The organism is Halorarius halobius (assembly GCF_024298865.1).
GTDB lineage: Archaea > Halobacteriota > Halobacteria > Halobacteriales > Haloarculaceae > Halorarius > Halorarius halobius.
Genome location: NZ_CP101161.1, coordinates 3,600,930 through 3,624,319, shown reverse-complemented (window position 1 = coordinate 3,624,319; position 23,390 = coordinate 3,600,930). Strand labels below are relative to the sequence as shown.

Here is a 23,390-nt window from a genome sequence, read left to right as displayed (position 1 = left end):
CGGCGAGGTATCCGAGCGTATGAGTTCCCGCCTCGTTCTCGGGTGCGGGTCGGTCGGTCGCCGCCTCGCCGTCCAGGGAGACGGCGACCGGACGCTCGTCGTCACCGCCGACGAGCACCGCGTCGAGACGCTCAGAGCCGAGGGCGTGACGGCGACGCTCGGCGACCCGACCGACCCGACCTCCTACGGCGAACTCGGCTTTTCCCCCGAGACTGTCGTCGTCGGGGGCGACGACCCCGCCGAGAACGAGACGGTCGCACGCCTCGCGCGCGAGCGCTACCCGGACGCGCATCTGCTGGCGTTCGCCGGCCGGTCGCCCACCGACGAGAGCGTGGCCGCGCTCGCGGCCCACGCCGACCGGGTGGTCGACCCCCGCGAGGCCATCGCCGAGTTCCTGATGGAGCGAATCGGCGACGACGGGCTCCGCACCCGGCGACTCCGCCGCGTCCTCCGTGATATCGACGGGCCGCTCGCGGTCGTCGCCCACGACAACCCCGACCCGGACGCCATCGCCAGCGCCGTCGCGCTCAAACACGTCGCGGAGCGAGCGGGCACACCCGCCGAGGCCTGCTACTTCGGCGACATCAGCCACCAGGAGAACCGCGCGCTGGTCAACCTGCTGGAGTTCGAGTTGACGAACCTCTCGGAGCCGGACCTCGACCGCTTCGGCGGCATCGCGCTGGTCGACCACTCGCGGCCGGGCGTCAACGACCAACTGCCTGAAGGGATGCCCGTCGACGTGGTCATCGACCACCACCCGCCGCGTGCCCCCGTCGAGGCTCGGTTCGTCGACCTCCGGTCGGACGTGGGGTCGACCTCGACGCTTCTGGTCGGCTACATGCGGGCGCTGGGCATCGACCCCTCGCCGCCGCTGGCGACGGGCCTCCTCTTTGGCATCCACACCGACACCGACGACTTCTCGCGGGAGGTGTCGACCGCCGACTTCGAGGCCGCCGCCGACCTGATGCCGTACGTCGACGGCGCGACCCTGGAGCGCATCGAGTCGCCGTCGGTCAGCCCCGAGACGTTCGACATCCTCGCGCGCGCCATCACCGACCGCGAGGTGCGCGACTCGGTGGTGCTGTCGTACGTCGGGCAGGTCGGCGACCGCGACGCGCTGGCGCAGGCGGCCGACCGCCTGCTCGGGATGGAGGGCATCGAGACGACGCTCGTGTACGGCTCGATGGACGGCACCGTGTTCGCCTCGGCGCGCTCGCGGGGTAGCGACCTCGACATCGGCGAGGCGCTCCGCGAGGCGTTCGGACAGATAGGGAGCGCGGGCGGGCACGCCGACATGGCGGGCGCACAGATACCGGTCGGTGCGCTCGTCGAGGAGGGCGAGGAGGAGGCCGACGAGCGGGTGAGCGAGGTCATCACCGAGCGGTTCTTCGAGACGCTCGACACCGGGCCGAACCGCGCGGCGACCGCGGTGTACGCCGACGAGCAGTACATCGGGACCGGCGGCGGGACCCGCCCGCTCGACGACCTCGAGACCGAGAACTGAGCGGCTCGAACGGGGGGTTTTTGCGTCGTCGCGTCGGACGAACGCCTGATGTCGAAGGGCGTACTCGATGGGAAGCCCCAGGTCCGCGACTACATGACACAGGACGTGGCGACCGTCTCGCCGGACGACACGGTCGCCGAGGTGGCCCGCCGTATCGCGGAGTCGAAGGAGGCCCACTCCGGGTTCCCGGTGTGTGACGGCCGCCGCGTCGAGGGGTTCATCTCGGCGCGCGACCTGCTACTCGCGGCCGACAACGACCCCATCTTCAAGGTGATGTCCGACGACCTCATCGTCGCGCACCCGGAGATGAAGATTACGGACGCGGCCCGGGTCATCCTCCGGTCGGGTATCCAGCGGCTCCCCGTCGTCGACGACGCGGGTAACCTCGTGGGCATCATCTCGAACGCCGACGTCATCCGCTCGCAGATAGAGCGCGCCACCCCCGACAAGGTGGACAAACTGAAGCGCACGCTCCAGAGCATCCACGAGGTAGGCGCCACCGAGGAGCGCCGGACCGTCCGACTGGCGGATCTCACGCCCACCCAGAGCAAGGTGTACACAGACGAACTGGAGGGCCGGAGCTACGAACTGGAGAACGGGCTCGCGGAGCCGCTGGTCGTCATCGACAACGGGGGGGAACTGTTGCTCGCCGACGGCCACCACCGCGTGAAGGCCGCCAGCCAACTGGGCATCGAGGAGATGGACGCGTACGTCATCGTCCTCGACGAGCAGGTCGAACTCGGGATGGCCGAGACCGCTCGCAAGGAGGAACTCGAGTCCATCGCGGACATCGAGGAAGTCGACTACGCCCACCACCCGCTCGTGGCGACGACCAAGCGGCTGCAAGACGAGGAGTAGCGCCCCGGTTCACGGCCGGACTCCATCGCCGAGCGCGAACAGGGGACACGTGGGGTCGGTGGTCCGTGTACGCACTAAAACGCGGTCCGAAGCCCCGGTAGCGGCTCCCTCCCCTACCCGAACGGTTAATGATTGGTCGGCGAGAATTGCGGGTATGTTCGACGAGGAGGAACTCGAGGAGATACGTGAGTCCCGCGACGAGTGGGAGTCGGAGACGCTCGACCCGGTGCTCGACGCTCACGGCGAGCGGAAGGAGCGATTCGCCACCGTCTCGAACCACGAGGTCGACCGGCTGTACACGCCCGAGGACGTCGCGGACATCGACTACGAGGAGGACCTCGGCTTCCCCGGCGAGGAGCCGTACACCCGGGGGGCGTATCCGACGATGTACCGCGGGCGGACGTGGACGATGCGGCAGTTCGCGGGGTTCGGGACGGCCGAGGAGACGAACGAGCGGTTCCACTATCTCATCGACGAGGGCCAGACGGGGCTGTCGACGGCGTTCGACATGCCGTCGCTGATGGGCATCGACTCCGACGACCCGATGGCGGAAGGCGAGGTCGGCAAGGAGGGTGTGGCCGTCGACACCTTACGCGACATGGAGATACTGTTCGACGGCATCGACGTGGGCGAGGTGTCCACGTCGTTCACCATCAATCCGAGCGCGGCGGTCATCTACGCGATGTACATCGCGCTGGCCGACCAGCAGGGCGTTCCACGCGACGAGATACGCGGCACCCTCCAGAACGACATGCTCAAGGAGTTCATCGCGCAGAAGGAGTGGGTCATCCCGCCGGAGCCGTCGCTGGACCTCGTCACGGACACCATCGAGTTCGCCGTCGAGGAGACGCCGAAGCTCCATCCCGTCTCCATCTCGGGGTACCACATCCGCGAGGCCGGGTCGACGGCCGCCCAGGAAGCGGCGTTCACGCTCGCCGACGGGTTCGCCTACGTCGAGGACACGCTCGACAGGGGTCTCGACGTCGACGAGTTCGCGCCGCTCCTCTCCTTCTTCTTCAACTCCCACAACTCGCTGTTCGAGGAGGTGGCGAAGTTCCGCGCCTCCCGGCGCGTCTACTCGCGCATCATGGACGAGTGGTACGACGCCGAGAAGCCCGAGTCGAAGCGGCTGAAGTTCCACACGCAGACGGCGGGCCAGTCGCTGACGGCCCAACAGCCGCTCAACAACATCGTCCGGACGACCGTACAGGCGATGGCGGGCGTGCTGGGCGGCACGCAGAGCCTGCACACGAACAGCTACGACGAGGCGCTGGCGCTCCCCTCCGAGGAGGCGGTGCGTGTCGCGCTTCGAACCCAGCAGATACTCGCCGAGGAGTCCGGCGTCGCCGACATCGTCGACCCGCTCGGCGGCTCCTTCGCCGTCGAGACGCTCACCGACGAGATGGAAGCCGAGATAATGGAGTACATCGAGGAGATACGGGAACTCGGTGACGGCTCGGTCCGCGACGGCGTCCTCGAGGGTATCGACCAGGGCTACTTCCACCGCGAGATTCAGGAGGCCTCCTACGAGTACCAGCAACGCGTCGACGCGGGCGAGGAGACCGTCGTCGGCGTCAACGAGTACAGCATCGAGGAGGACACCTCCGTCGACCTCCTCAAGGTCGACGAGGAGAGCGAACAGAAACAGCTCGACCGGCTGGAGCGCGTCAAGGAGGAGCGCGACGACGAGGCCGTCGAAACCGCGCTGGACGCCGTCGACGCGGCCATCGAGAACGACGAGAACGTGATGCCGGCCATCATCGACGCGGTGAAAGCCTACGCGACGATGGGCGAGATAATGGCGGTGTTCGAGGACCACCACGGGGCCTACCAGGAGCGCATCGGCCTCGCCTAAAGTAGGTCGCGGCTCCGGAAGTACAGCAGGCCGAACACCGGCGCGACGACGGTCCACGCCAGCAGGACCGCGGCGGCGAACGGGTACGTCGTCGCCACCGTCGAGATGGTCTCGTCCGGGTTCGTCAGCAGGGGGTGACCGTACTCGAACTCCGCGAACAGCGTCGTCAGTTTCACGTAGGCGTTGATGGGGTTGACGCGCCCGACCCAGAAGAACCACTCCGGCTTCGGGTAGACGTAATCCTCGCGCATCCCCTGGAGTCCGAGCCACTGGAGCGCGGGCCAGCCGGCCCGTAGCGCGGCGAACACCGTGATGACCACCGCCACCGCGCGGTTGGAGCTGTCGGCGTACGCCGACGCGGTGAGACCGATGCCGACGAACAACAGCGCGTACGGCACCGTGACGAGGGCCAGCCCAAGCATGCCGAGCATCGAGCCGTCCTGGAACGTCAACTGGACGACGACGCCCGTGAGCGCGAGCGCGGCCACGAGCGGCACGCAGACGACCGCGGCCCGCGCGAGGAACTTCCCGAGGTAGGCGTCGTCCCGCGAGTTCGGCAGGCCGAGCAGGAACCGGACGGAGCCGGTCTCTCGCTCCCCGACGACGGCCGCGTAACTACCCAGCAGTGCGACCAGCGGCACGACGAAGGAGAGGGCGGTCCCGACCGCGAGCACGCCGACCTGCATCGGGGGCCGCGGGTCGTAGCCGGCCGTCGGCTCGCGCAACAGGAGCGCGGTGGCGATAGCGAGCGCCGTGAACGCGACGACGACGCCGGCTATCTGCTTGGGGTCGCCGATGAACACTAACGCGACGAGCGCCCCGACCGTCAGCAGGGCACCGACCGCACCCAGCAGGGCGACGTTCGACGCCAGCGTGAACAGGCCGACGGCGACCACCGTCGTGAGCGCGATGATGGCCGCCACCGCCGTCCCGGTCCGGGACCGGTAGACGCTCCGGATGTCCCGGCGGAACACGTCGCGGTACGTCACGCTTCCGCCTCCGTGTACTTCGAGAACACGTCGTCCAGCGACGCCTCGCGGAGGGCGAAGTCGCGGTAGACCCCCGCGTCCGCCGCGGCCTGCAACACGGCGAGTTTCGTGTTGCCGTCGCCGTCACAGGCCACCTCCAGCTGGCCGTTCCGGGCGCGGACCTCGCGCACTCCGTCGAGCGCGCGGAGGTCACCCAGCAGGGCGTCTGGCGCGCCCGACACGGAGACGTCGAGCGTGGTGCCGGCGCCGAGTTCGCGGCGCAGGTCGTCGACGCCACCGACGGCGGCGAGGTCACCGTCCAGCAGGATGCCGATGCGGTCCGCGACCGCCTCCACCTGTTCGAGGATGTGTGACGAGAAGAAGACGGTCGCACCGCGGTCGGCCTCCTCGCGGACGAGTTCCCGCAGGGTGCGTGCGCCGTTCGGGTCCAGCCCCGTCGAGGGTTCGTCCAACACGAGCAGGTCCGGGTCGCCGACGAGCGCGACGGCGAGCGCCATCCGCTGGCGCATCCCCTTCGAGTAGCCGCCGGCCCGCCGGTCGGCGGCGTCCGTCAGCCCCACGCGAGCGAGCAGTTCGCCGGCGTCGTCGTCGGCGTCCTTCGTGTCGATGGCGTGCTGGACGTGTTCGCGGCCGGTGAGGTTCGGATAGGCGCCGTACCCTTCCAGGAGGAGGCCCGCACGCCGACGGATGGCGACCGACCCGCGGTTGGCGTCGTGGCCGAACACCTCGATGCGGCCCGACGTGGGTTTGGTGAAGTCGAGCATCGCGTTGATGGTGGTCGACTTCCCGGCGCCGTTCGGGCCGAGAAAGCCGAACACCTCGCCCGACTCGACCGACAACGAGAGGTCGTCGACGGCGACGACGTCGCCGAACCGTTTCGTGAGGCCGTCTATCTGGATAGCTGACATGGAGGGCGTCTACCAGAGGGGCGGCCAGCGGCGGTAAAAGTCTTCTCACGCGGTGTCGCTAGACGAACGTTTTAATCCGGTGATTACCGTATCGGCGGACGTGACTGTATGGCAGGCGACCACGTAGGCGACCACGACGGGCCGATACAGCCCCCCGCATCGTTCGTCGAGGGGGCGAACGTCACCGAGGATCTTCGGGAGCAGTTCGAACGCGAGGGCCCCGACGCGTGGTCGCGGGCCGCCGACACGCTCGACTGGTCCGAGCCGTACGACGAGGTGCTCCGCGAACGGGACGGCGCCCTCCGCTGGTTCGACGGCGGCCGGCTCAACGCCTCGTACAACTGCGTCGACAGGCATCTCGCCGACCGGAAGAACCACGTCGCCATCCGCTGGGAGGGGACGACCGGCGAGTCGCGCACGTACACGTATCTCGACCTCTACCACGAAGTGAACGAGGCGGCGGCGGGGCTCCGCTCGCTGGGCGTCGAGGCCGGCGACGTGGTGACGCTGTACATGCCCGTGATGCCGGAACTGCCGGTGGTGATGCTGGCGTGTGCCCGACTGGGGGCGCTCCACAACGTCGTGTTCGCTGGCTTCTCCGCGGACGAACTCGCCGAACGGCTCGACGGCACCGGCTCGGAGTATCTCGTCACCTGCGACGGCTACTACCGGCGCGGCACCGCGGTCAACCAGAAGAACAAGGCCGACAACGCGCGGATGGCCGCCGACCACGACGTGGAGACGGTGGTCGTCACCCGCCTGGACGACGACCTGTATCTCAGCGACGACCACGTCGATTACGGCGAACTGCTCGACGACCACGCGGGCGCGACGGTCGACCCCGTCGAGCGAGCGGCCGACGACCCGCTGTTCGTCATCTACACCTCCGGGACGACGGGCGAGCCCGACCAGGTGGTCCACACGACTGGGGGGTATCTCTCGTACGTGACCTGGACCGGCGAGTCGGTGCTCGACATCAAGCCGTCGGACACCTACTGGTGTGCCGCCGACGTGGCGTGGATTACGGGCCACTCGTACATGGTGTACGCGCCGCTGGCGCTCGGGACGACCACGTTGCTGTACGAGGGTGCGCCCGACCAGTCGGAGAAGGACCGGCTGTGGGAACTGGTCGAGCGCCACCGCGTCGACGTGTTCTACACCGCCTCGACGGTGGTGCGGGCGTTCGTGAAGTGGGGCGAGGAACACCCCGCGGCCCACGACCTCTCCAGCCTCCGGCTGTTGGGGACGGTCGGCGAACCCATCGACCCCCGGACCTGGACGTGGTACCGGGAGCACGTCGGCGGCGGCGACGCGCCGGTCGTCGACACATGGTGGCAGACCGAGACCGGGGGTATCCTCGTCTCCACGTTGCCGGCCGTCGACCCGATGAAGCCCGGCGCGGCCGGGCCGCCGCTCCCGGGTCACGAGGTGTCGGTCGTCGACTACACCGGCGACCCCGTCGAGACGGGCGAACCGGGCCACCTCGCGGTGACCGAGCCGTGGCCGGGGATGCCCCGGGGGCTCGCGGAGGCGGCCGTGGCCGACGACTGGACGTACGTGACCAGCGACCGCGCGGTGGTCGACGGGGACGGCTACGTGACCTTCCTCGGCCGCGAGGACGACACCGTGGCGGTGGGCGACACGGCCTACGGGCCGGCCACCCTGGAGAGCGCCGTCATCGAGGTCGGAGGGGTCGCGGAGGCGGCCGTCGTCGAGAGCGAGACGGCCGGCGAGAAGGCCGTCGCGTACGTCTGCACCGAGCGCGACCGGCAGGGCGACGACGCGTTGCGCGCCCGCATCGAGAACCACGTCGCCGACCGGCTCGGCCCGACCGCCCGGTTCGAGGCGGTCATCTTCACTCCCGAACTCCCGAAGACCCACTCGGGGAAGATAATGCGACGACTGCTGTCGGCCATCGCGGACGGCGAGGAGTACGGCGACACCAGCGCCCTCCGGAACCCCGAGACCGTGGGGGAGATAGAGACGGTCAGCCGCGACGACTGATTTTCGCATCGAACGTGTAACCCGAAACGACCGTCGAAACTGTCGTTGAAACAGGTCAGGCTGGGGGCCCGGCGGGGTGTAACGCCACTGTCACCGTAACTCCCCTAGACTTATTTCGGCATCTTGTGAGATACCGAAGTATGTCGACGGGCGACGCGGAGGTAGCACTCGACGGCGACGGCTACCGGGCGCTCCGGCGCGAGACAGGCACCTACCGGGAGCGACTCGTCGTCCGACTGGCGGGCGAGACGGGACTCCGACCCGGGGAGATGGTCGAGGTCCGTCCGGGTGACGTGACGGCGACGGTCAGCGACGGCGCGGTCCACTACTTCCTGACCGTCGACGGCGAGACCGGCCCGCGGGACGTGTATCTGCCCGCCGCGGTGGAGCGGGAACTCGACCGCTACGCGGAGAGCAACGCGGTGGGCGCCGACGACCGACTGTTCGACGTGAGCGCGCGCCGGATACAGATGCTGGTCTCGGAGGTGGCCGACCGCGCGGCCGAGGCGACCGGCGACCGCTCGCTTGCCGCCGTCTCCTCGGCCGACCTCCGGCGCCGGTTCGCTCGCCGACATCTCGACGCGGGCGTCCCGCCGTCGGTGGTGATGGCCGTCGGGGGCTGGCGGCGACTCGACAGCCTCGCGGCCGACGACTCCCCCGACCGGGAGCGCATCGCCGCCGCGTTCGACCGGGACGGGTCGGCCGGCGACGACCGGTTCCGGGCGGCGTTCGACCGCCTCGATAGCCCCGCCGCGCTCCTGGACGCCGACGGCGTCATCGAGCACGTCAACCATCGGTTCGAGGCGGTGACGGGACTCGACCGCGGCGACGCGGTCGGGCGCGAACTCCGGGACCTCGCGGAGTCGGTGGCCGAACACGAGTACGCCGAGATGTGGGAGGCGGTCGTCGCCGGCGAGCGGTGGGCCGGCGAAGTGGCGACCCGGGTCCCCGACGGCGACCCCATCCGCGGACGGCTCGCGCTCGCGGCCATCGGCGGCGGGCCCCGCCCCGACGGGTTCGTCGCCACCGTCCGCCCTCACGACGCCGAGGGCGAGGACCCGCCGGGCCGCCGAACGCTCGACAGGCTCCGCGACGTGCAGGCGGCCGCGCGGGCGTCCGGGGAGTCCCTCGCCGACGCCTCGACGCGGGAGGGGGTACTCCGGCTCGCATGCCAGCGTCTCGCCGACAGCGACGCCTTCCTTGCGGCCTGGGCGAGCGACGCGCCCGGCGACGACACCGAGCCCCCGACGGTGGCCGCCGGCGCCGCCGAGGGGGTGCCCCGCGGCCCGGCCGGGGAACTCGCCGCCCGCGCGCTCGACGAACGGGAGGTGCGGACCACCACCGTCGACGCCGACGAGGGGCCGCTGGCGGTGGCGGCCGTTCCGCTGGCTCACGGGGAGACGCGGTACGGCACCCTCACCGTCGTCAGGCGCGCACCCGACCCGGCGGGCGACCGCGAGCGGGCCGCACTCGCCACGCTCGGCGAGCGCATCGGTGGCGCGCTGGCGGCCGTCGAGTGGAAGCGGCTCCTGCTTGCCGACGCCGTCCTCGAGTTGGAGTTCGAGGGGTCGGGCGCCGACTCGCTGTTCGCGGAGGCGTCGGCCGCGCTGGACTGTCACATCCGGGTCGAGGGGCTGGTGCCGCTGGAAGGGGGGTCGCTCCTGTACTACGTCACCGTCTCGGGTGTCCCACCGGCGGAGGCGCTGTCGACCGTCGAGGCGGCGGCGACGAGCGCGCGGCTCATCGCCGACTACAGCGACGAGTCGCTACTGGAGGTGACCGCCGACGGCGACTCGCTTCCGGGCGCGCTCGTCGACTGGGGGGCGAATCTCACGGACCTCGTCGTCGAGGGGGGACACGTCCGGGCGGTCTGTGAGGTGGCGCCGAGCGTCGACGTCCGCGAGTTGGCGACGGGCATCACCGAGGCGTATCCGACGGTCGACATGGTCGCAAAGCGGGAGGTCGAGCGGTCGGTCGACACGCCCCTGGAGTTCCGGCGCGCCATCGAGGAGCGGCTCACGTCGAAACAGCGGTCGGTGTTACAGGCGGCCTACCACGCCGGCTACTTCGACTGGCCGCGGGGGTCGACCGCCGAGGAGCTGGCTGACTCCATCGGCGTCTCCTCGCCGACGCTACACAACCACCTGCGGCGGGCCCAGCGGAAACTGCTCGCGGCGTTCTTCGAGGACGGCGATGCGTAGCGACGACCTTCCCGCCGTGCGGTTTGCATAGTTAGGGGTCGGGATTAATACGGTGGTTGGTCACGCTACGGTATAGCATGTCGGAGCAACCGGACGCCGATGCGACCATCGAAGCACGGCTACACGAGCAGGACTACTTCCGCCCGCCCGCGAAGTTCGTCGGGCAGGCGAACGCCTCCGACCCGGACATCTACGACGAGGTCGGGGAGTTCCCCGACGGGTTCGAGCAGTACGCCGAACTTCTCGACTGGGACGAGCGCTGGGACGAGGTGTTCGACGGGTCGAACCCGCCGTTCTTCGAGTGGTTCGTCGGCGGGAAACTCAACGCCTCGTACAACTGCGTCGACCGACATCTCGACGAGCGGAAGAACCAGACGGCACTGCTGTGGGAGGGCTCCGACGGCGAGCAGGAGAACATCACCTATCAGGACCTCCATCGGCGCGTCAACGAGATGGCGGCGGCGCTCCGCTCGCAGGGGGTCGAGGAGGACGACGTCGTCACCGTCCACCTGCCGATGGTACCCGCGCTCCCCATCACGATGCTGGCGTGTGCCCGCATCGGCGCGCCCCACTCCGTCGTGTTCGCGGGGTTCTCGGCGTCGGCGCTCGCCGAGCGGGTCGACAGCGCCGACTCCGACTACGTCGTCACCATCGACGGCTACTACCGGCGCGGCGAGTTCCTCGACCACATCGAGAAGACCGACGAGGCGCTCGAGGAGATGGACCGCGACCCGCAGGTGCTCGCGTGGAGCCGCCACGAGGAGCCCAGCGACGAGGTCAGCGACGACTACACGGACGTCGAGAGCCTCCTCGACGAGCACGAGCGCGAGCGGGTCGAGCCGGTGAGCCGCGACGCCGAGGACCCGCTGTTCCTGATGTACACGTCGGGGACGACGGGCAAGCCGAAGGGGTGTCAACACCGCACCGGTGGCTACCTCGCGTACGTGGCGGCCACCTCGAAGAACGTCCTGGACATCAAGCCGGGCGACACCTACTGGTGTGCCGCCGACATCGGCTGGATTACCGGCCACTCCTACATCGTCTACGGCCCGCTGGCGCTGGGCACCACCTCGGTGATGTACGAGGACACGCCCGACCACCCCCACAAGGGTCGCATCTGGGAGATAGCCGAGCGGTACGACGTGGACATCTTCCACACCTCGCCGACGGCGGTGCGGATGTTCATGAAGTGGGGCCCGGAGTACCCCGAGGAGTACGACTTCGACTTCCGGCACATGACGACCGTCGGCGAGCCAATCCAGCCGGAGGCGTGGCTGTGGTACTACAAGCACATCGGCGACGAGGACGCCGTCATCGTCGACACCTGGTGGCAGACCGAGACGGGCGGCCACCTCATCACGAACCTCCCCGCGCTCGAGGACATGAAGCCCGGGAGCGCGGGCAAGGCCTGTCCCGGAATCGAACCGGCGCTCGTCGACGACGGCGGCGAGAAACTCGAACCCGCAAGTGGGAAAGCCGGCAACCTCATCATCGAGCGACCGTGGCCGTCGATGCTCCAGACGGTGTACGGCAACGACGAGCGGTTCATCTCCACCTACTGGGAGGACTTCTCCGATACGGACTCCGACGACTGGACCGACTGGAACTACAAGGCCGGCGACGGCGCGGTCCAGGCCCAGGACGGCTACTGGCGCATCCTCGGTCGGCTCGACGACGTGATGAACGTCGCGGGCCACCGCCTCGGCACGATGGAACTCGAGTCGGCGGTCGCGGAGGTCGAGAAGGTCGCCGAGGCGGCGGTCGCGGCCCGCGAGGACGCCGAGAAAGGCGAGGTGCCCGACGTGTACGTCGTCGTCCGCGAGGGCGTCGAGGAGACGGACGCCGTCAAGGAGGAGATAGTCGCGGCCGTCGAGGACGAAATCGGGAAGTTCGCGCGGCCGGCGAACGTCATCTTCGTCGACGACCTGCCGAAGACCCGGTCGGGCAAGATCATGCGGCGCCTGCTGGAGAACATCTCGAACGAGCAGGAACTGGGCGACACGACCACGCTCCGTGACCCCTCGGTCCCCGAACAGATACGCGACCAGATGCACGGCGACTGACGACCCCGAAACGGCGGGTCAGCCCGCTCGAATAGATACATATAAATTTTTTCTGAAGGGTGCGTTCTACCGACGCTCGGCCGTCCGAGACCGGGTTTAACATAATTATCCTGTTCTTTTATAAGGTCCTGTGCTTTGCTATTGGGTGCCGTGAGGGACAATAGCAATCGCACGCGACGTGACGTGATGAAGGCGGCTGGCGCGACCGGCATCGCCGGGCTCGCCGGCTGTACGGACTCACTCACGAGCGGCAGTGGCTCGAAGGAATCGGTCGGGAACTACCCCATCGAGGGCGACACGGCGACGTTCGGGTTCAACGTCCCGCTGTCGGGCCCCTACGGGTCGGAGGGCCAGGACGAACTGCGGGCGTACAAGCTCGCGGTGGAGCATCTCAACAACGGGGGTGGCTGGGTCGACTCCCAGTTCGACGACCTGTCGGGTGACGGCGTACTCGACTACACCATCGACTACAAGTCGACCGACACGGAGACGGACAAGACGAAGGCCAAGGAGAACGCCCGCCAGCTCATCCAGCGGGACAACGCCATCATGATCTCCGGCGGCTCGTCGTCGTCGGTCGCGGTCAACGTTCAGGCGGAGTGTCAGAACCAGAAGGTGCTGTTCATGGCGTGTCTGACCCACTCCAACGCGACGACCGGGAAGGACTGTGTCCGATACGGGTTCCGGGAGGTGTTCGACGCCTACCACACCGCGCGGGCGCTGACGCCCGTCCTCCAGGAGGAGTACGGCTCGGACAACAAGTTCTACCAGCTGTACGCCGACTACACGTGGGGCCAGTCCGTCGAGCAGTCGATGCGCCAGTTCCTCACCGAGGACGCCGGCTGGGAGCAGGTCGACTCGGTGGCGACGCCGCTGGGGACGAAGGACTACTCGTCGTACCTCTCGGAGGCGTCGAACTCCGAGGCGGACGTGCTCCTGCTCGACCACTACGGGCTGGACCTGGCGAACTCGCTCCAGCAGGCCGTCGACGCCGGGCTCAAAGACGAGATGACCATCGTCGTCCCGCTGTACAACCGGCCGATGGCCGAGGCGGCGGGCGACGCCATCTCCGGCGTGTTCGGCACCGTCGCGTGGGACTCCGCCATCGACAACGAGCCGTCCAACCAGTTCACGCAGGTGTTCCAGGAGGCGTACGACCGCGTCCCTTCGGGGCCGGCACAGCTCGCGTACGCGCAGACGCTCCAGTACGCGGCGGCCGTCGAGCGCGCGGGGTCGTTCTACCCGCCGGACGTCATCCGCGAACTGGAGGGGTACCAGTACGACAACATCGGCATGGGCCAGGAGACGATGCGGGCTTGCGACCACCAGGCCCAGCGGGCGGTGCCGGTCGTCCGCGGCCTGCCCGGCGACGAAATCGAGACGGGCAACTACTACGAGATCGTCAACCTCACCGACGCGGAGAAGGTCACCTACGGCTGCGACGAGGGACCGGCCGCGGAGTGTGAGCTGGGCCCCTACAAGTAGCGACCTCCCCCCATCCTCATTCACGCACATGAACATGCCAACAACTACGTCCGCCGGGGTGGTATCGTGAGCCTCGCCACGGACGTCGTCTCGATACTGTTGAACGGGTTCCAGCAGGGTGCCATCTACGTCCTGCTCGCGGTCGGGCTGTCGATCATCCTCGGGACCCTCGATTTCGTCAACTTCGCACACGGCGCACTGTACATCATCGGCGCCTACTTCGGGCTGTACGTCGCGCAGGGCATCACCGTCCACGAGGGGTACGCCACCGCGCTCGGCCTCTCACAGCTCGGGCTCGGGGCCGGCTTCATCGTCGCGCTCGTCGCGGTGTCGGTCGTGGTGTTCGCGGTCGGTCTGCTGTTCGAGCGGTTCATCGCTCGGAAGTTCTACGACCGACCCGACACCGACCAGATACTCGTCACCTTCGGGCTCGCCATCATCGTCCAGGAGATACTGCGGGTCACCTTCGGGTCGAGCAGTCAGCCGTTCGACCAGCCGGCCTGGGCCAGCGGCCCCATCCCGATTCCGGGCATCGCCATCTCGGAGTGGCGCGTCTACATCGTCGTCATCACGGCCGTTCTGGTCGCCGGCGTCTACGCGCTCGTCGAGTACACCGACTTCGGGCTGGTCGTGCGCGCGGGCACGGTCGACGCCGAGATGGTCCGCCTGCTCGGCATCAAAATCACGCGGCCGTATCTGGTCGTGTTCGGCATCGGTTCCGCGCTCGCGGGCGTCGCGGGCGTCGTCGGCGGGCCACTGTCCCCGATTAACCCGAGCGCAGGCACCGACATCCTGGTTCCGGCGTTCCTCACCGTCGTCATCGGCGGGGTCGGCTCCATCCGGGGGGCCGTCCTCGCAGGACTGACGCTCGGGATGACCCAGGCGGTGCTCATCCAGACGTCCATCGGCGCGTACAACCTCGCGCCCTGGTCGAAGGTGGGCATCTACGCCATCGCGGCGGTCATCCTGCTGGTCCGGCCACAGGGCCTGCTCGGCGAGGAGGTGGTCGGCGCGTGACCGACCCGAACGTCGAGACCGACGGCGGCGCGACCGCCCAGGCGGACGAAGAACTGGTCGGGGACTCCTCGCCGACGTTTCTGGGCCGCGACGAGCTCCGCATCGTCGGCATCACCCTGCTGGGCGTGCTGGTGTTCCCGTACCTGTTCGCCGAAGCGCCGGTCGTCAGCACTCTGCTGAACGGCTACGCCGCGCTGACGACGCTCATCCTCATCTGGGGCATCTTCGTGATGGGGTACGACTTGCTCCACGGGTTCACCGGCCTGCTGTCGTTCGGCCACGCCGCCTTCTGGGGCGCTGGCGGGATGGTCGCCGGCATGCTCGTCGAGTACGCGGGCGTGGGCTACCCGCTGGTACTCGTCGTCGCGGGCGTCGTCGTCAGCGTCCTGCTGGCGTGGCTCATCGGCTATCTGTCGTTGCGCCGGGGTGGCATCTACTTCGCCATCCTGACGCTGGCGTTCGGCCAGATGATATTCTACACCGTGTTCGGCCCGCTGGGCGGCATCACCGGCGGCGAGGACGGCCTGCTTCTGGACATCCCGCCGTTGCTCGGGGCCATCCCCCTGTCGGCGGGCGTTCCCGTGCTGTCGCCGCTGGGTATCATCCCGTCGTGGCTCTACGTCGTCGTCGGGCTGTTCGCGGTGGTGTCGGTCGCCGTCGCCTACCGCATCCTCAACTCGCCGTACGGGCTCGTGTTCAGGGCCGTCCGCGAGAACGAACAGCGCGCGGAGTTCGTCGGGCTCAACGTCTGGCGGTACAAGCTGATGGCGTTCGTCATCTCCGGCGCGTTCGCCGGACTGGCCGGCGCGCTGTTCACGCTGTACAACTCCTCGGCGTCGGCCTCGTCGTTCTACTGGATAATCAGCGGCGACGTGGTCATCATGAGCATCCTCGGGGGCGTCGGCACGCTGTTCGGCGGCTTCGTCGGCGCCGCACTCTACCTGTACATGTCGAACATCCTCATCACGTTCGTGGGCGGTCTCTGGCACCTGCTTCTGGGCGTGGTGTTCGTCGTCGTCGTGTGGTCGTTCCCCAGCGGCGTCTGGGGGGCGCTCACGACGATTCGCGACTGGGTGCGCGGCGCCGTCGGCACCGGCGCCGCCACCGGAGGTGAGGAGTGATGCCGCTGCTAGAGACCGAGGGCCTCGTCAAGCAGTTCGGCGGGGTCACCGCGACCGACGACGTGAACGTCACCATCGAGGAAGACGAGCGCGTCAGCCTCATCGGCCCCAACGGCGCCGGCAAGTCGACGTTCATCAACCTCGTCACCCGGCGGCTGGAGCCGACGAGCGGCGACATCCGGTTCGACGGCGACTCCATCCTGGGGCTCGACCCCCACGAGGTGGTCCAGCGTGGCGTCTCCAAGTCGTTCCAGACGGCCTCCATCTTCCCGGAGCTGTCCGTCCTCGACAACGCCCGCATCGCGTCGCTGGCCGCCGAGCACGGGAAGTTCCGGTTCAACTTCCTCAGCCGGCTCGACTCCTACCCCGAGGTCGACGAACTGGCCCGCACCACCCTCTCCGACGTGGGGCTGTGGGGCCAGCGCGACGTGCCCGCCGAGGACCTGCCGTACGGCGACAAGCGCCGCCTCGAAATCGGCATCGCGCTGGCCGCCGAGCCGGATCTACTCCTGATGGACGAGCCGACCGCCGGCATGTCGCCCGAGGAGACGCAAGCGACCGTCGACCTCATCGAGGAGGTGAAGGAGGGTCGCGACCTCACCTATCTCCTCGTCGAACACGACATGGAGATAGTGTTCAGCATCTCCGACCGCATCATCGTGCTCAACCGCGGCGAAGTCATCGCCGAGGGGCCGCCGGCGGAGATTCGCGAGGATGAAAGCGTCCAGGACGCGTATCTCGGAGGTGTCGAGGCGTGAGCCTGCTCGAACTCTCCGGCGTGGACGCTCACTACGGCGAGAGTCACATCCTCCGTGGCGTCTCGATGAGCGTCGAGGAGGGCGAAATCTGTACCCTGCTCGGCCGCAACGGCGCCGGCAAGACGACCACCCTCCGGTGTATCGCGGGAGCGACGCCGCCCGAGGTGCGCTCCGGGTCGGTCGAGTTCGCCGGCACGGAGGTGACGAGCGACGCGCCCGAGGACATCGCCGCCCGCGGCATCTCGCTGGTGCCGGAGGAGCGGCGGGTGTTCCCGAATCTCACCGTCGCGGAGAACCTCCGGCTCCCGGAGGTGTCGCGGAACGCCTCCAACCGGCTCGGCCGGTCGGTCGCCACCACCCGCGAGGGGATGGCCCTCGAGGAGGTGTACGACTACTTCCCCCGGCTCGAGGAGCGGACCAAACAGCGGGCCGGGACGCTGTCGGGCGGCGAACAGCAGATGCTCGCCATCGGGCGGGCGCTCCGTCAGCCGACGGACCTGCTGTTGCTGGACGAGCCCTACGAGGGGCTGGCACCCCAGATTATCGAGAGCGTCGAGGCCGCAATCCAGCGCATCCGCGAGGACGGCAAGACCATCCTGCTGGTCGAGCAGAACGCCGTCGCCGCGACGAAGATAGCCGACAGCGCCTACGTCGTCGACCAGGGAGAGGTCGTGTTCGAGGGAACGGCCGACGAACTGGAGGCCGACGAGGAGACGCGCCAGCGCTATCTGGGCGTATGACGGGTCTCGACCGCGAGGCACTGTTCGACCGACTCGTCGAGGCGGACGTGCTCGCCGAACGCGAGGACGGCGTCGTCCGCACCGACGCCTTCGAGTCGACGCTCGATGTCTACCGGGCGACGTACGGCGACGCCGACGACGGAGAGTTCCACGCCACCGTCGCGGAGCTGTTCGACCTCGACGTGGCGACGGCCGCCGACCGGGTGGCCGACCTCGGCGTCACGCGCGAACAGCTGTGCGTGTTGCTGTCGCTCCGGTCGCACGTCGACGGCGCCGACCCCGAACAACTGCAGGCGATGGTCGGGATGGTTCAGGCGGTCGCCCCCGACTCGCCCGTCCCCGACGATATCCCGGAACTGGACGACGACTTTCCGACCTATCTCGCCGGCGAGGACCGCGTCGTGGTCGTGTTCGACCGCGGCTGTGACCCCTGCGAGGCGCTCAAGCGGGACCTGGGGACCATCCGCGCGGCCGCACCCGACCGCGTGGATTTCGCAGGCGTCGATGCATCCGAAACGCCGGCGTTTCTCCGGGAGTACGACGTCGAGGCCGCACCGACTGCGCTCCTGTTCCGCGACGGCGAGCCGGTCGCGCGGCTCAGGGGGTACGGGTCCCCCGACCGGTTCCGCGAGGCGTTCGCCGACCATTACTGAACGGCCCGGTCGAACCAGTCGGGGCGTTCGACCGTCGTCGCCCCGACGTTCCCGTACCGCACCCGTCGGACGACGGTGACCGTCGCACCCGCCGCCGTCGTCGCGGTGTACCGTAGGGTGTACGAGCGAACCAGCCCCGTCTCCGTCACGTTCACCGTCACCCCCGCGTCACGGGCGTCGACGAGCGCGTCGCTCCCGGCCGGCGCCGTGGTCGAGTCCCCGACGAGCGTGTAGACGACGGTCCCGCCGACGGAGCGCTTGCCGACCGGCTCGGGGTCGGCCGCGCGCGTGACTCCAGCGACGGCCGCCGCGGGGTCGCCGTCGAGCGCCACCGCCTCGATCCAGTAGCGCCACGTCCCGGCGTAGCCGTCCGGCGGCCGGAACCGGTTGTACCGGGTCTCGTTGGCGTGACTGACCGCCGCCACGTAGGTCGTCCCGTTCGACCAGAACTCGCCGCTCGCGGGGGGCGCGCCGAGCAACACCGGCGCCTCGGGGCCCGCGGTCCGACTCACTGCCCGGTAGTCGCGGTCGGCGCTCAGCCACACCCGCACGTCGTAGGCCGACCGGACGCTCCCGTTGGCGTACGTACTGCTGTGGTTGGCGGTCAGCGTGTAGCTCCGGTCGTCGAGTGCGCCCGCGTGGGCCGCCCCCAGCGCCTGCGGGTCGACGACGCCGTCGGCCGTCACGCCAGGTGCGATGCGGTCGCTCGCCGGCACCTCGACGGGCGTTATCGTCCGGGTCGGGGTCGCGTCCCCGACGGGGGTTCCGCTACAGCCCGCGAGGAGGGCGAGCACCGCCACGACGGCCACGCCGGCGCGCATGCGACCACCTGTGGGCGCGAGGCGCCTAAACCCTCGCGTGGGTTGAGCCGCTAAACCCCTAGGGTGAACGGTTAACAGGGGGCCAGTCGAATCGGTACCCGTATGCGCAAACCACTACTCGTCACCGAGTTCCTCGACAGGGCTCGGCGACACTACGGCGACCAGGAGGCGATGCTGGCCACCGACGGCACCCGCTACACGTACGACGAACTGGGGGAGCGGGCCGACGGGTTCTCCGCCGCCCTCCAGGAGCGGGGCATCGAGAAGGGCGACCGCGTCGCGGTGCTGGACCCGAACACCCACTACCACCTCGAGGCCGCCTACGGAATCATGCAGGTCGGCGGCGTCCACACGCCGCTGAACTACCGGCTGACGCCCGACGACTTCGCGTACATCCTCTCGGACGCCGGCGTCGACGCCATCTACGCCGACTTCGAGTATGCGGAGAAAATCGAAACGATTCGTGACGAGGTGCCGACGGAGACGTTCATCACGAACGACGCCGACGCCGTCGAGGGCGACTGGGAGTCGTTCGACGCGGCCGTCGACAACGACGGCGCGTACGAGCGCCCGGAGATGTCGGAGGACGACATCATCACCATCAACTACACGTCGGGGACGACGGGCGACCCGAAGGGGGTCTGTCGGACCCACCGGACGGAGACGCTCCACGCGTACCTGGTGGTCGGCCACCAGCACATCACCGACGACGACACGTATCTGTGGACGCTCCCGATGTTCCACGCGAACGGCTGGGGGCACATCTTCGCCATCACCGGCATCGGCGCGCGCCACATCTGTACGCGGGGCGTCGACGCCGCCGACATCTTCGAGGCGGTTCGCGAGGAGGACGTCTCGTACATGTGTGCGGCGCCGACGGTGCTGAACATGCTGTTGGACTACTACGCCGACAACGAGGTGGTGACGACTGGCGACGCGCCCGTCCGGTGTGCGACCGCGGGGTCGGCGCCGCCGGAGGCGACCATCCGCACCGTCGAGGAGGACTTCGGCTGGGACCTGATGCACGTGTACGGGCTGACGGAGACGGGGCCGCTCGTCACCACCAGCGACACGCCGCGGCTGACGAGCGACGACAACCGGTTCGAGATCAAGAAGCGACAGGGGCTGTCGTATCTCGGCACCGAGGTCCGCGTCGTCGACGAGGACGGCACCGAGGTGCCCCGCGACGACGAGACCATCGGCGAGGTGGTCGTCAGCGGCAATCAGGTGATGGAGAAGTACTGGAACAAGCCGGAGGCGACCGAGGAGGCGTTCAACGCCCGCCTCGAAGGCTGGTTCCACACCGGCGACCTCGCGACGCTGGACGACAACGGGATGATCTCCATCCAGGACCGGAAGAAGGACATCATCATCTCGGGCGGGGAGAACATCTCCTCCATCGAGGTGGAGGACGCGCTGTACGACCACGACGCCGTCGCCGCGGCGGCGGTCATCCCGGCACCCTCCGACCAGTACGGCGAGACGGTGAAGGCGTTCGTCGTGCCCGCCAACGGCGACACCGACGCGCCGGGCGTCACCGCCGACGAACTGAAGGCGTTCACCAAAGACCAGCTCGCGTCCTACAAGCGGGTGCGCCGCGTTGAGTTCGTCGAGGAGCTACCGACCACGGCGACGGGGAAGGTCCAGAAGTACGAACTCCGCGAGCGCGAGTGGGACGACGAGGAGCGGATGGTCGGCCAGGGTTAGTCGGCACGTCCGGCCACCAGCACCGGCAGGTCCGTCCCGAGGATGACCTGCTGTGCGCCGCCCTTCAACTGCATCTTGCCGGCCGGCGAGCGACGGCGCCCGGCGACGCAGATGCAGTCGGCCTCGAGCCGTTCGGCCGCCGCGACGACCGCGTCGGTGGGGTCGCCGTCGACGACGCGGGTCTCCGTCTCCACGCCCGCCTCCTCGAGATGGTCGAGTGCCACCACGACCGACGGGACGCGGCGGGGGTCGAGTTCGGGGTCGTCGCTCGCGTGGACGACGGTCGCCCGGACGCTGTCGGTGGCACGCGGCAGGCCCACGACCGCATCCGCCTTCACGCCCGCCTGCCCGTCGTCGGGGCCGATGCCCATCACGACGTGGTACATGGGACCGACGTCGGCCGGTAGCGGGTAATAGCTTCCGTTTCGCGCAGTTACGCGTCCGCGTACCGGTCGGAGACGTAGACGACGGCAACCAGAAGCAGACCCAGCAGGGTGCCGATGGTCACGGCGCCGTACACCGCCATCCCGAGCGGCGTGGGCGGTAGCTGCACGACCCCGAACAGCTCGGGGTCGAGCCCCTGTGGGGCGATGACGCCGAGGACGAACCCCAGTCCGGCGGTCAGCGCGACGACGACGACGTACAGTCCGACCACGAGACGCGGGCCGCCGGTCCGGGTAACCTCCGAATCGCTCACGCTCCCTTCTCGGAGCCTGCGGACGATGAGGCTTTTGACCTGGGGTCCCAACCTCCGGGTATGACCGAGAAGGACGCGCTACTTGGAGTGCTCGCGGGCATCGCCGCGATGATGTTCATCACGGGAATCGTCCTCGTCATCACGTCGCCCGCGTAGCTGGTCGGCGCCGGAAAACACGAAAAGCGAGCGGTTACTCGTCGTCGACGCGGCGGATGGCCGGCTCGACGCCGCCGTCGGTGGCGACGTCCTCCTGCTCGCCGCCGTCGGTCACCGCGATGTCGCTCGGGAGCTGGTCCTCGAACCACTCGAACTCGCGGGAGTGCTGGCCGGTCTCCTTGAGGTCCCAGGGGTCGCCGTCCTCGACGGTCGGCCCCTCGATGTACGACTGGACCATGTTCCAGACCCAGATCATCTGCCCGAACATGATGATGAACGCGCCGACCGTCGCTATCTGGTGGAGCGTCGTCACCTGCGCCAGCGGCGCGATGGCGGCGTCGAACTCGTAGGTGGCGTAGCGGCGCGGCATGCCGAGGTAGCCGAGGATGAGCATGGCGAAGAACGTGATTGCGACGCCGATCTCCGAGAGCCAGAAGTGCCACTTCGCCAGCGTGCGCTGGTACATCTTCCCCGTGACGATGGGGAACCAGAAGTAGATGGCTCCGAAGCCGGCGAACGCTATCATTCCCATCACTATCCAGTGGAAGTGGCCGACGACGTAGTAGGTGTCGTGCAACACGAGGTCGATGGGGATGGCGGCGAGGAACACGCCGGTGATACCCCCGATGACGAAGTTGGCGACGAAGCCGATAGAGAACAGCATCGGTGCGGTCAGCCGCACGCGGCCGTTCCACATCGTCGTTATCCAGTTGAACGTCTTCACCGCGGATGGTATCGCTATCGCGAGCGAGACGGCCATGAACGACGCCCGGACGCGGGGGTCGATGCCCGTCGAGAACATGTGGTGGGCCCAGACGCCGAAGGAGAGGACGCCGATGGCCAGCGTCGAGTAGATGACGAACTTGTAGCCGAACAGTTTCCGGCCGGAGAACTTCGGTAGTATCCACGAGACCAGTCCCATCGGCGGGAGCACGAGGATGTACACCTCGGGGTGGCCGAAGAACCAGAACAGATGTTGCCACAGTATCGGGGAGCCGCCTTCGACGGTGAAGAACGTCGTGGCGAAGTTCCGGTCCAAAAGTAGCATGATGAGCGCGCTCCCGAGCAGCGGGAACGCGAACAGGATGAGTGCCGACTGGGTGAGGATGGTCCACGAGAAGATGTCGAGGTTCGCCCAGTTCACCCCGTCGCCACGTTCGGTGAAGATGGTGACGATGAAGTTTATCGCCCCCATCGTCGCGGAGACGCCCGTCAGGTGGAGACCCAGAAGCATCAGGTCCACTCCGGGGTTCGGTTGTTCCGCCGAGAGGGGCGTGTACATCGTCCACGACGTCTGTGCGGGGTCGATGCCGATGCCCAGCGGGGCGGTGAAGAAGCCGGCCCAGATGAGCAGCGCGCCCGGCGGCAGCAGCCAGAACGCGATGGCGTTGATGCGGGGGAACGCCATGTCGTCCGCGCCGATGAGAAGCGGCACGAAGTAGTTCGCGAACGCGGCGATGATGGGCGTCCCGAACAGGAACAGCATGGTGATGCCGTGACTCGTGAGAAGCGAGTTGTAGAACGGCTGGGCCATGACGTCCGTGCCGGGCGCGGCGAGTTCGACGCGCATGAGCATCACGGCCAGTCCGCCCCACACGAACGCGATGGTGGCGTACAGGCCGTACATGATTCCGATGTCCTTGTGGTCGACGGTGGTGAGCCAGCGGGTGAGTCCGGACGGTTTGTGGGAGTGTCCGGTCTCGCCTCCGTAGCCCAGTCCACCGCCGGCGAGCGGCGTGTAGCTACGCCAGTTCTCCATGCGGGCCAAGAGGGCGACGACGGCGACGAGGAAGACCCCCATGAGAACGGTTAGCGCAAGCTGTTCTCCTGCCATGCTTTGGCCTGAGGACTGG

19 protein-coding genes are annotated in these 23,390 nt (G+C 68.5%); 13 read left to right on the top strand and 6 right to left on the bottom strand.

Annotated elements, in window-relative coordinates; genetic code table 11:
• Window positions 1–19: 19 nt before the first annotated feature.
• The 3 genes from NL112_RS19075 (at window position 20) to NL112_RS19065 (ending at window position 4,217) form a co-directional block, all read left to right on the top strand.
• Window positions 20–1,504: a DHH family phosphoesterase gene (locus tag NL112_RS19075; protein WP_255150435.1), complete on the top strand. Its 1,485-nt coding sequence runs from the start codon at window positions 20–22 to the stop codon at window positions 1,502–1,504.
• A 48-nt stretch (window positions 1,505–1,552) separates the two neighbouring features.
• Window positions 1,553–2,362: a CBS pair associated ParBc domain-containing protein gene (locus NL112_RS19070; protein WP_255150434.1), complete on the top strand. Its 810-nt coding sequence runs from the start codon at window positions 1,553–1,555 to the stop codon at window positions 2,360–2,362.
• Window positions 2,363–2,516: 154 nt separating this feature from the next.
• The gene (locus NL112_RS19065; RefSeq protein WP_255150433.1) at window positions 2,517–4,217 is read left to right on the top strand and encodes an acyl-CoA mutase large subunit family protein; all 1,701 of its coding nucleotides are present in this window, start codon (window positions 2,517–2,519) and stop codon (window positions 4,215–4,217) included.
• On the opposite strand, the gene NL112_RS19060 is transcribed toward NL112_RS19065, so the two are convergent.
• Together NL112_RS19060 and NL112_RS19055 are read right to left on the bottom strand one after the other, a co-directional pair.
• On the bottom strand, window positions 4,214–5,206 hold the full coding sequence (locus tag NL112_RS19060) for an ABC transporter permease subunit (protein ID WP_255150432.1): 993 nt from the start codon (window positions 5,204–5,206) through the stop codon (window positions 4,214–4,216). The genes NL112_RS19065 and NL112_RS19060 overlap by 4 nt on opposite strands.
• Window positions 5,203–6,114 carry an ABC transporter ATP-binding protein gene (locus tag NL112_RS19055; RefSeq protein ID WP_255150431.1) on the bottom strand — a complete coding sequence of 304 codons (912 nt, stop codon included), beginning with the start codon at window positions 6,112–6,114 and terminating at the stop codon, window positions 5,203–5,205. The genes NL112_RS19060 and NL112_RS19055 overlap by 4 nt, the downstream gene beginning before the upstream one ends.
• 108 nt (window positions 6,115–6,222) lie before the next feature.
• Here NL112_RS19055 and NL112_RS19050 point away from each other — a divergent pair, with 108 nt between their 5' ends.
• The 9 genes from NL112_RS19050 to NL112_RS19010 all read left to right on the top strand — a co-directional run bounded on the left by NL112_RS19050 (window position 6,223) and on the right by NL112_RS19010 (window position 18,156).
• Window positions 6,223–8,118, top strand: a complete 1,896-nt coding sequence (locus NL112_RS19050; protein ID WP_255150430.1) for an acetate--CoA ligase — start codon at window positions 6,223–6,225, stop codon at window positions 8,116–8,118.
• A gap of 140 nt (window positions 8,119–8,258) precedes the next feature.
• On the top strand, window positions 8,259–10,319 hold the full coding sequence (locus NL112_RS19045) for a bacterio-opsin activator domain-containing protein (protein ID WP_255150429.1): 2,061 nt from the start codon (window positions 8,259–8,261) through the stop codon (window positions 10,317–10,319).
• A 77-nt stretch (window positions 10,320–10,396) separates the two neighbouring features.
• Window positions 10,397–12,382 carry an acetate--CoA ligase gene (gene acs / locus NL112_RS19040; RefSeq protein ID WP_255150428.1) on the top strand — a complete coding sequence of 662 codons (1,986 nt, stop codon included), beginning with the start codon at window positions 10,397–10,399 and terminating at the stop codon, window positions 12,380–12,382.
• A gap of 186 nt (window positions 12,383–12,568) precedes the next feature.
• Window positions 12,569–13,867: a substrate-binding protein gene (locus NL112_RS19035; protein ID WP_255150427.1), complete on the top strand. Its 1,299-nt coding sequence runs from the start codon at window positions 12,569–12,571 to the stop codon at window positions 13,865–13,867.
• Window positions 13,868–13,933: 66 nt separating this feature from the next.
• A complete protein-coding gene (locus NL112_RS19030) occupies window positions 13,934–14,884 on the top strand; it encodes a branched-chain amino acid ABC transporter permease (RefSeq protein ID WP_255150426.1) in 951 nt (316 codons plus the stop codon).
• A complete protein-coding gene (locus NL112_RS19025; RefSeq protein ID WP_255150425.1) occupies window positions 14,881–16,005 on the top strand; it encodes a branched-chain amino acid ABC transporter permease in 1,125 nt (374 codons plus the stop codon). Before NL112_RS19030 ends, NL112_RS19025 begins: the two co-directional genes overlap by 4 nt.
• Window positions 16,005–16,763 carry an ABC transporter ATP-binding protein gene (locus NL112_RS19020; protein WP_255150424.1) on the top strand — a complete coding sequence of 253 codons (759 nt, stop codon included), beginning with the start codon at window positions 16,005–16,007 and terminating at the stop codon, window positions 16,761–16,763. The genes NL112_RS19025 and NL112_RS19020 overlap by 1 nt, the downstream gene beginning before the upstream one ends.
• A complete protein-coding gene (locus NL112_RS19015; protein WP_255150423.1) occupies window positions 16,760–17,503 on the top strand; it encodes an ABC transporter ATP-binding protein in 744 nt (247 codons plus the stop codon). The genes NL112_RS19020 and NL112_RS19015 overlap by 4 nt, the downstream gene beginning before the upstream one ends.
• Window positions 17,500–18,156 carry a thioredoxin family protein gene (locus tag NL112_RS19010; protein WP_255150422.1) on the top strand — a complete coding sequence of 219 codons (657 nt, stop codon included), beginning with the start codon at window positions 17,500–17,502 and terminating at the stop codon, window positions 18,154–18,156. The genes NL112_RS19015 and NL112_RS19010 overlap by 4 nt, the downstream gene beginning before the upstream one ends.
• Here NL112_RS19010 and NL112_RS19005 read toward each other — a convergent pair.
• Window positions 18,150–18,977, bottom strand: a complete 828-nt coding sequence (locus NL112_RS19005) for a DUF7537 family lipoprotein (RefSeq protein ID WP_255150421.1) — start codon at window positions 18,975–18,977, stop codon at window positions 18,150–18,152. The two genes, NL112_RS19010 and NL112_RS19005, sit on opposite strands and share 7 nt — an antisense overlap.
• A gap of 102 nt (window positions 18,978–19,079) precedes the next feature.
• Between NL112_RS19005 and NL112_RS19000 the strand changes: the two genes are divergently transcribed.
• Entirely contained in the window at window positions 19,080–20,684 is a 1,605-nt protein-coding gene (locus NL112_RS19000) for a class I adenylate-forming enzyme family protein (RefSeq protein ID WP_255150420.1), read from the top strand.
• On the opposite strand, the gene NL112_RS18995 is transcribed toward NL112_RS19000, so the two are convergent.
• From NL112_RS18995 to ctaD, 3 genes are all read right to left on the bottom strand, one after another.
• A complete protein-coding gene (locus tag NL112_RS18995) occupies window positions 20,681–21,070 on the bottom strand; it encodes a universal stress protein (RefSeq protein WP_255150419.1) in 390 nt (129 codons plus the stop codon). The genes NL112_RS19000 and NL112_RS18995 overlap by 4 nt on opposite strands.
• Window positions 21,071–21,117: 47 nt before the next feature.
• A complete protein-coding gene (locus NL112_RS18990; protein ID WP_255150418.1) occupies window positions 21,118–21,381 on the bottom strand; it encodes a DUF7520 family protein in 264 nt (87 codons plus the stop codon).
• Between the two features lie 190 nt (window positions 21,382–21,571).
• On the bottom strand, window positions 21,572–23,371 hold the full coding sequence (ctaD, locus tag NL112_RS18985) for a cytochrome c oxidase subunit I (protein ID WP_255150417.1): 1,800 nt from the start codon (window positions 23,369–23,371) through the stop codon (window positions 21,572–21,574).
• Window positions 23,372–23,390: the final 19 nt, after the last annotated feature.

Excerpts from the sequence above, each read along its gene's own strand:
- NL112_RS19020 (WP_255150424.1), top strand. The coding sequence starts at position 16,005 with ATGCCGCTGCTAGAGACCGAGGGCCTCGTCAAGCAGTTCGGCGGGGTC.
- NL112_RS18995 (WP_255150419.1), bottom strand. The coding sequence starts at position 21,070 with ATGTACCACGTCGTGATGGGCATCGGCCCCGACGACGGGCAGGCGGGC.
- NL112_RS19005 (WP_255150421.1), bottom strand. The coding sequence starts at position 18,977 with ATGCGCGCCGGCGTGGCCGTCGTGGCGGTGCTCGCCCTCCTCGCGGGC.
- NL112_RS19035 (WP_255150427.1), top strand. The coding sequence starts at position 12,569 with ATGAAGGCGGCTGGCGCGACCGGCATCGCCGGGCTCGCCGGCTGTACG.
- NL112_RS19000 (WP_255150420.1), top strand. The coding sequence starts at position 19,080 with ATGCGCAAACCACTACTCGTCACCGAGTTCCTCGACAGGGCTCGGCGA.
- NL112_RS19050 (WP_255150430.1), top strand. The coding sequence starts at position 6,223 with ATGGCAGGCGACCACGTAGGCGACCACGACGGGCCGATACAGCCCCCC.
- NL112_RS19055 (WP_255150431.1), bottom strand. The coding sequence starts at position 6,114 with ATGTCAGCTATCCAGATAGACGGCCTCACGAAACGGTTCGGCGACGTC.
- NL112_RS19045 (WP_255150429.1), top strand. The coding sequence starts at position 8,259 with ATGTCGACGGGCGACGCGGAGGTAGCACTCGACGGCGACGGCTACCGG.
- acs (WP_255150428.1), top strand. The coding sequence starts at position 10,397 with ATGTCGGAGCAACCGGACGCCGATGCGACCATCGAAGCACGGCTACAC.
- NL112_RS19070 (WP_255150434.1), top strand. The coding sequence starts at position 1,553 with ATGTCGAAGGGCGTACTCGATGGGAAGCCCCAGGTCCGCGACTACATG.
- NL112_RS19075 (WP_255150435.1), top strand. The coding sequence starts at position 20 with ATGAGTTCCCGCCTCGTTCTCGGGTGCGGGTCGGTCGGTCGCCGCCTC.
- ctaD (WP_255150417.1), bottom strand. The coding sequence starts at position 23,371 with ATGGCAGGAGAACAGCTTGCGCTAACCGTTCTCATGGGGGTCTTCCTC.
- NL112_RS19065 (WP_255150433.1), top strand. The coding sequence starts at position 2,517 with ATGTTCGACGAGGAGGAACTCGAGGAGATACGTGAGTCCCGCGACGAG.
- NL112_RS19010 (WP_255150422.1), top strand. The coding sequence starts at position 17,500 with ATGACGGGTCTCGACCGCGAGGCACTGTTCGACCGACTCGTCGAGGCG.